Below are 446 nucleotides of genomic sequence, written 5' to 3' on the forward strand. Positions count from 1 at the left end.
CCTGGCTTGCCATCACGTTTGAAGTCGCCCGGCTTGCCATCGCGCTTGAAGTCGCCTTTGCGTTCGAAAGACTTTCCGCCTTCTTTGTTGAATGGCTTCGCACGAGGTGCATCACCCTCATCGCGCGCAGGACGGGAAGGACGCGCAGGCTTGGTGTCTTTTACAGCGTTTGGATCAGTCGCGCGCCAAACATGCTTAGGACGTGGAGCACCAGCGAAGAAGTCATCACGCTTTTCGCGTTCCTTCGCGGTGTACTCCTGCGGACGGTATTCACCTACATGACCATCTTCGCCCAGAATTCGGCGTGGTTTAGAGGTCACGTCACCACGAACGTTAGAACCGTAACGGGTTGCAGGCTTGTCGCGGTCACCAAATGGCTTGCGGTCGCCAGATGGACGGTCACCAAAAGATTTGCGCTCGCCGAAGGACTTGTCGCGGTCACCGAA

At 57.0% G+C, this 446-nt stretch carries 1 pseudogene; it reads right to left on the minus strand.

What is annotated here, in order from left to right:
- Positions 1-446: pseudogene (locus E1162_RS19595) on the minus strand (hypothetical protein); the annotation flags it as partial.

This window comes from Pseudovibrio flavus, assembly GCF_009711345.1.
In the GTDB taxonomy this organism is placed as follows: domain Bacteria; phylum Pseudomonadota; class Alphaproteobacteria; order Rhizobiales; family Stappiaceae; genus Pseudovibrio; species Pseudovibrio flavus.